5 protein-coding genes and 1 pseudogene are annotated in these 6,648 nt (G+C 69.9%); 4 read left to right on the forward strand and 2 right to left on the reverse strand.

Going from position 1 to position 6,648, the window contains the following annotated elements; all coding sequences use genetic code 11:
* Positions 1 to 2: 2 nt before the first annotated feature.
* The 4 genes from ACM2XV_RS10955 to ACM2XV_RS10970 are packed head-to-tail and all read left to right on the forward strand — an operon-like array spanning position 3 to position 4,800.
* Positions 3 to 713, forward strand: a complete 711-nt coding sequence (locus tag ACM2XV_RS10955) for an ABC transporter ATP-binding protein (protein WP_487026950.1) — start codon at positions 3 to 5, stop codon at positions 711 to 713.
* Entirely contained in the window at positions 710 to 1,942 is a 1,233-nt protein-coding gene (locus ACM2XV_RS10960) for an ABC transporter permease (RefSeq protein ID WP_487026951.1), read from the forward strand. The genes ACM2XV_RS10955 and ACM2XV_RS10960 overlap by 4 nt, the downstream gene beginning before the upstream one ends.
* A gap of 31 nt (positions 1,943 to 1,973) precedes the next feature.
* Positions 1,974 to 2,864 carry a DUF5666 domain-containing protein gene (locus tag ACM2XV_RS10965; RefSeq protein ID WP_487026952.1) on the forward strand — a complete coding sequence of 297 codons (891 nt, stop codon included), beginning with the start codon at positions 1,974 to 1,976 and terminating at the stop codon, positions 2,862 to 2,864.
* Positions 2,857 to 4,800, forward strand: a complete 1,944-nt coding sequence (locus ACM2XV_RS10970; RefSeq protein WP_487026953.1) for an efflux RND transporter periplasmic adaptor subunit — start codon at positions 2,857 to 2,859, stop codon at positions 4,798 to 4,800. The genes ACM2XV_RS10965 and ACM2XV_RS10970 overlap by 8 nt, the downstream gene beginning before the upstream one ends.
* 20 nt (positions 4,801 to 4,820) lie before the next feature.
* Here ACM2XV_RS10970 and ACM2XV_RS10975 read toward each other — a convergent pair whose 3' ends face one another.
* Together ACM2XV_RS10975 and ACM2XV_RS10980 are read right to left on the reverse strand one after the other, a co-directional pair.
* The gene (locus ACM2XV_RS10975; protein WP_487026954.1) at positions 4,821 to 6,341 is read right to left on the reverse strand and encodes a L,D-transpeptidase family protein; all 1,521 of its coding nucleotides are present in this window, start codon (positions 6,339 to 6,341) and stop codon (positions 4,821 to 4,823) included.
* Positions 6,342 to 6,459: 118 nt separating this feature from the next.
* Positions 6,460 to 6,648: pseudogene (locus tag ACM2XV_RS10980) on the reverse strand (hypothetical protein); the annotation flags it as partial.

Consider the following 6,648-nt stretch of genomic DNA (forward strand, 5'->3'; position numbering starts at 1 on the left):
ACATGGGCGTCCCGACTCCTTCCCGCGGCCCCGTCATCGAGCTGCTGGGCGCCGGCAAGACCTACAAGACCGGCACGATCGAGTTCGAGGCTCTGCGCGGCATCGACCTCGCGATCCGCGAGGGCGAGTACGTCGCCGTCGTGGGCCCGAGCGGCTCCGGCAAGTCCACTGTCATGAACGTTCTCGGATGCCTCGACACCCTCACCCGTGGCAGCTACCGGCTCGCCGGCGACGACGTCGAGCAACTCGACGAGGAGGACCTCGCCGACATCCGCAACAAGCGCATCGGGTTCGTGTTCCAGCAGTTCCACCTGCTGCCGAGCCTGTCGGCCTGGCGGAACGTCGAGCTGCCGCTCATCTACGCGGGTGTCCCGCGAGAGGAGCGCCGGCAGCGCGCCGTCGCCGCCCTCGAGCGGGTCGGCCTCGGCGACCGCGTCAACAACAAGCCGGGCCAGCTCTCCGGCGGGCAACAGCAGCGCGTCGCTGTGGCGCGCGCCCTCGTCACAGAGCCGACCATGATTCTCGCCGACGAGCCGACGGGAAACCTCGACTCGGTTTCGACTGCGGACGTGCTGGCGCTGTTCGACCAGCTGCACGCGGCGGGCCGCACCATCGTCCTCATCACCCACGAGAACGAGGTCGCCCAGCGCGCCCGCCGGGTCGTGCACGTGCGCGACGGCCTGATCACGGCTGAGGAGCTGACGGCGGCATGAACTGGCAGGAGACCCTGCGAACCAGCTGGTTCGCCATCAACGCGCATCGAATGCGCTCCATCCTGACCGTCGTCGGCATCCTGATCGGCATTGCCGCCGTGATCCTGACGGTCGGGCTCGGCCTCGGCACTCAGAAGGACGTGTCCAGCCAGATCTCCTCGCTCGGCTCGAATCTGCTGATCGTCTCGCCCGGGTCGACGACCTCGTCGACCGGCGTGCGCGGCGGCTTCGGCACCGGTTCGACGCTCACCCTCGCCGACGCGAACGCGCTGGCGGAGAAGTCGAACGCGCCCGACATCAGGGCGGTCGATGCCGAGAAGTCGAGCTCCGATGAGCTCACCGCCGGATCGACCAACTGGACGACCACGGTCGACGGCGTCACACCGTCGTATAAGTCGGTGCGCAGCCGCACCCTGGAATCCGGCTCGTTCATCACGCAGGCGCAGGTGAATGCGAACGCGGCCGTCGTCGTGCTCGGCAGCGAGACCGCCGACGAGCTGTTCGGCTCAACCAGTGTCGTCGGTCAGTCGGTGACCATCGACTCGCAGAGCTTCGAGGTCGTCGGCGTGCTTGCTCCCACCGGCTCGAGCTCGACGACGGACCTCGACGACCTTGCGCTCGTGCCGCTCTCGACGATGCAGCAGGACCTGGTCGGCGGCACCTCGGCGAACTCGGTCTCGACCGTCTATCTGCAGGCGACCTCGGCGGATGCCCTTCCCGCGGCCTATCAGGAGGCGAAGAGCCTCCTGCTGAACCGACACGACATCACCGACTCGTCCGACGCGGACTTCAGCATCTCGAGCCAGAACGCGCTCGTGTCCACGGCGACCAGCGTCTACAAGACGCTCACCGTGCTGCTGACGGGCATCGCGGCGCTGTCGCTGCTGGTCGGCGGCATCGGAGTGATGAACATCATGCTCGTCTCGGTCTCGGAGCGAACGCGCGAGATCGGCCTGCGGAAGGCGCTCGGCGCGCCACCCGGGGCGATCAGGAACCAGTTCCTCGTCGAGGCCGCCATCCTCGGACTCACCGGCGGCATCGTCGGGGCCGGCCTCGGCGTCCTCGCAGCCCTCACCCTGCCCGCCGCCATCGGCTCGACGATCGTCATCAGCGGCGCCGCCGTCGGACTCTCTCTCGTCGTCGCGATCGGCATCGGCCTGGTCTTCGGCGTCTACCCCGCCACCCGCGCCGCCCGGCTCGCCCCGATCGACGCGCTGCGCACCGAATAAGTCGAACACGTACGGAATCAAGGAGAAGAACATGACCCGGAAAACCCCCTTCGCCATCGGCGCTGCGCTCGCCGCGGCCGCCGTGCTGACGCTCGCGGGCTGCAGCTCCAACTCGACCTCCTCCGGAACCTCGTCGAAGTCCGACTCCGGCTCCACCGCCCAGCAGGGCGGGTCCGGCGGGCAGCGCGGCGGCGTCTCGGGCGAGATCGCCGCGATCGACGGCACGACACTCCAGGTGCAGGACAGCTCCTCGCAGACGGCGGTCAGCTACAACTCGAGCACCAGCATCCTCACGAACGCCACCGCCTCGCTCTCCGACGTCACGGTCGGCTCGTGCATCACGGCCTCGTCGATGCCCAGCACGTCGAGTTCGAGTTCTTCATCGTCGAGCTCGGCAGCGGGCATCACCTCGGTCAGCATCACCGCCGCGGTCGACGGCAGCTGCACCACCGGCTTGGGCGGCGGCGGTGCACCGAGCGGTGGCGGCTCGGGCTCCGCGTCCCGCCCGAGCGATATGCCGAGCGGCATGCCCTCAGCGGCGAAGGGCTCGGGCCCATCCGGGAACTTCACGGCACCGACCAGCGGCGAGGTCACCGCGGTCAGCGGCGACACGATCACCGTCAAGGTGACGAACCCGCAGACGAAGAAGACCTCGACCAAGAAGGTCACCGTCACCTCGTCCACCACCTACACCAAGCAGCAGACCACCTCGAGCTCCGCGCTCGTCGTCGGCCAGTGCGCTGCCGTGCAGGGCAAGGCGGACGACTCGGGCACGGTCAGCGCGACGTCGATCACCGTGAGCGCGCCGGACTCGGACGGCAGTTGCGCCTCGGGCTTCGGCGGTGCCGGTGGCCCTGGCGGCCAGGGCGGCCCCGGTGGCAGCGGCAACGACAGCTCGGACGGAGGCAGCACGAATGGCTGAGTCCCGGGAACTTCGCCGGCGTCGCGCTCGGCGCCGCAAGCGCATCGTCATCGGCACGGCCGTCGGCGTCGTGCTCGCCGTGGCCGCGGGCGGAACCGCCTATGCGCAACTCGCCGGCAGCGGCCCCGGCTACCGCACGGCGACGGCCGCGAAGGCCGATGTCGTGCAGACCTCCACACTGAGCGGCACCGTCGCCTCGGCGTCCGAGGCTGAGCAGTCCTTCCAGGTCGCAGGCACCGTCTCGGCGGTGAAGGTGAAGGTCGGCCAGACCGTGAAAGCGGGCGCGACGCTCGCGACGCTCGACACGGACTCGCTCGAGGACGCGATCACGAGCGCCGAGCAGGCCGTCACCACGGCGGAGCAGACGCTGGAATCCGACGAGGACTCGCAGACCTCGACGTCGAGCACCTCGTCCTCGTCGAGCACCTCGTCCGCGGCGACCGCCTCGTCAGAATCGTCCGCGTCGAGCGCCGAGAAGATCGTCACGACCGTCTATGTGACGATCGCGGCGAGGACCTCGTCGAGCTCGACGTCGCTCGCGACGCAGATCGCGGCGGTGCAGGCGGCGCAGAAGGCGCTGATCGCGGACTACGACGAGCTGACGGATGCCGTCACCAACACGCAGACCGAGATCAGTGCCGTCCAGACGACGCTGAACGCGCTGCTCGGCACGGATGCCTCGACCAGTGCGTGCGCCGCCTTCGCCGAAGACACGGCCGACTCCGCCGACGACCTCACACAGGCCCAGAACGACCTCGCGAGCTGCCAGGCGGCGGTCGCGACCGCGCTCACGGGCGGCGGGACGCCGGCCGACGGGGCGTCGGCCGGCACCGACGTCGCCACCGGGATCTCCGATCTCGGCACGACGCTCACGAACCTGAAGGGCCTCGGCTCGCAGCTCACCTCCGACGAGACGGCGCTCACCACCGCCGTGACGGCGCTGCAGGACGCCGCGAGCTCCGCGGCGGAGCCGTCGAGCGGCAGCGCCGGCTCCGGCGGCTCGAGCAGCTCCGGCAGTGCAGGTTCCGGCAGCAGCCAGGCGCCGACGACCGGCGGCTCTGACTCGGGGGCAGCGTCGGGTTCCGGCTCCGCCGGCTCGGGAAGCTCGGCGACGGGCTCGGGCTCGGGCTCGGGCTCTGGCGCAGCCACCGGCACCGGCCAGGCCTCGACCGCGGCATCCGCCGAGCAGATCGTCGCCGATGAGGCCGCGGTCACCAGTGCGAAGGCGCAGCTCGCCGTCGCGCAGGAGAACCTCACCATGGCCACGCTCACGACGCCTATCGGCGGAACGGTCGCATCCGTGTCACTGAGCGCGGGCGAGAGTGTCACCGCGAGCTCCAGCACTGAGACGATCACGGTCGTCGGCGACAACGGCTGGGTCGTCGACACGAGCGTCGGGGTGACGGGCATCGGGGCGCTGAAAGTGGGGCAGCAGGCATCCGCCACCGTCTCAGGTGTGAGCGCAAAGCTCACGGGCGCCGTCAGCTCGATCGGTGTCCTCAACACTGCGAGTGACTCAAGCACGCCGAGCTACGACGTGAAGATCAAGCTCGACGACACGGATGCTGCGCTGCTCAACGGTGCCTCGGCGAACCTCGACGTCAGCATCACGACCGCGAAGGACGTGCTGAGCGTTCCGAGCTCGGCGGTGCACGTCGCCTCGGGTGATAAGTACACCGTCTACGTCGTGAAGAACGGCAAGCTCGTCACCACGAGTGTCGAGGTCGGCGCAGTCGGGTCCGACCGCACCCAGATCACCTCGGGGCTCGCCGCAGGCGATCAGGTCGAGTTGGCCGATCTGTCCTCCACGACGAGCAGCGACAGCACCTCGAGCTCGAGCAGCAGCCGCCTCGGCGGCAGCACGAGCGGCGGCTTCGGCCCGTCTGGCGGGTCGGGTGGCGCCGGTGGCCCGGGCAGTGGGCCGCCCGGGCAGTGAGCCGCTCCGGCGCCGTCGGCCTACTCGTGCACCCACACCTCGGTGCCCACCTGCGCGAACTTGTAGACGGTCAGGGCGTCGGCGATGCGCATGTTCACGCAGCCGTGGCTCATGCGCGCGCCGGGGCCGAAGTTGTTGTGCCAGTAGGTGCCGTGGAAGCCCTGGTCGCCGTCGAAGTACGAGATCCACGGCACGTTCTTCGTGCAGTAGTCGAACTGCGGGTGCTTCCCATCGCAGTTGCCCATGTCCTGCGTGGGCAGCTGGGTGTAGACGGTGTAGTGGCCATCGCGGGTGTCGTGACCGGGCTTTCCGATCGCGATCGGGTAGGTCGCGATCAGCTTCTCCTGCCCGGCCTTCGGGCCCTCGTACAGGTAGGTCATGCCGGCGCTCTTGTCGACCTCGAGGCGGCGGAAGACGGTGGTCGTCGTGTACTTCTGCACCTCGCCCTGGAGCGAGAACTTGAGGTTCGAGTTCGTGAGGTCTGTTGCGATCTGCGCGGCGACGCCGTCGGTCGAGCTGATGCCGAAGCCGTCGTGGCCCTGCTGGACGACGCGCAGCGTCTTGCCGGCCGAGTTGGTGACGACCGTGGCGTTCTGCGCCGACTTGTTGACCTTTGCGGGCAGGTCGGCCACGGCCGCGTTGATGGCCGCCTGCTTCGGCGTGACCGAGAACTCGCCCGTCGTCGGGTCGGCCTTGATCTCCATCCACGAGGCGACGGTGGCGAGCGACACCGCTGCGGCACGCGTGCCCTGCAGATAGAACCCGGCCGAGTCGGCCTGGGCGTTGAGCTTGTCGGCGAACGACTGGGCCTTCGCGGTCGTGGCGGCGGCGTCGACCTCGGTCTGCTTCGGGTGCAGCGTCACCGAGGACGCCGTGGCGGGTGCTGCGCCGAGCCCGAGGGCGGTGCCCGTGGGGGAGCCGAGTGCGTCGGTCAGGCTGGTCGCGAGCGCCGCGACGTCGACGCCGCGGCCGGGCTCGGCCGCGGTGGCGGTGAACTTCCCGGACTTGGTGTCGAACACGACGCCGGCGTCGGTCGCATCGGAGAAGAGCTGCGGCGCGGCCTGCCTCAGCGCCGGAAGGGCCACGGCCGGGTCGATCGTGACCTTGCCGGCGGAGGGCTGCGGATTCCACGCCGTGACGTTCCACAGGGGGTGCTCGCTGTGCGCATCGGCGGCGAGCGACGTCGCGTCGACGGTCGCGCCGAGCTGAGCGGCGGTGAGCGTCGCATCGCCGATGTGGATCGTGAGGTCGGCGAGGCGGTCTTCGATGGCCTGGCGAGCGCCGCCCGGGGTGGTGAGGCCGACCGAGGCGCCGGCGACGGTCACGCCGGGGGCGATGAGGAGGAGGGAGGCGGCCACGGCGGCCGCGGCGACGAACCCGCCGGGGATGCCGAACCAGAGACCGAGGTGCTTCTTGCGCGGCGGGTGCTCGACCGAGATCCAGGTCGGCTGGGAGCCGGCGGTGGCCGAGGCGTCGAGCGTCGCAGTCCGGGCGGTTGCGCCCACGGCCGCGTTCTCGGCACCGGTCACGTTCTCGGTCATGCTGTCTTTCCCCCTGTCGGCGTTGCTGCCACGTTAATCGACATACGCTCACAAGAGGCTACGACGAGGTAGCCGCATCTCTGCTGTCATCTTCGGACACGAAGCTGCAACGAAACCGCTACCCGGCGCCGCTCGGCGGGTGCGCGAGCAGCTCGGCCCGGTCCATGAGATATCCCGAGAGCTCTGCAAGGGCCTCGGGCTGGGTGGCGCTCCAGCGCACGAACGCCACGCCCTCGCGCATGACGAGCGGGCCGGATTCGCCGGTGCGCTGCAGCCGGTCGACGTCGACCGGCACGGCGTTGAAGTT

This window comes from Gryllotalpicola sp. CP2-P1, from assembly GCF_057512245.1.

What these genes read in the sequence shown, in the direction of transcription:
- ACM2XV_RS10955 (WP_487026950.1), top strand. Translation starts at nt 3, where the DNA reads ATGGGCGTCCCGACTCCTTCCCGCGGCCCCGTCATCGAGCTGCTGGGC.
- ACM2XV_RS10975 (WP_487026954.1), bottom strand. Translation starts at nt 6,341, where the DNA reads ATGACCGAGAACGTGACCGGTGCCGAGAACGCGGCCGTGGGCGCAACC.
- ACM2XV_RS10970 (WP_487026953.1), top strand. Translation starts at nt 2,857, where the DNA reads ATGGCTGAGTCCCGGGAACTTCGCCGGCGTCGCGCTCGGCGCCGCAAG.
- ACM2XV_RS10960 (WP_487026951.1), top strand. Translation starts at nt 710, where the DNA reads ATGAACTGGCAGGAGACCCTGCGAACCAGCTGGTTCGCCATCAACGCG.
- ACM2XV_RS10965 (WP_487026952.1), top strand. Translation starts at nt 1,974, where the DNA reads ATGACCCGGAAAACCCCCTTCGCCATCGGCGCTGCGCTCGCCGCGGCC.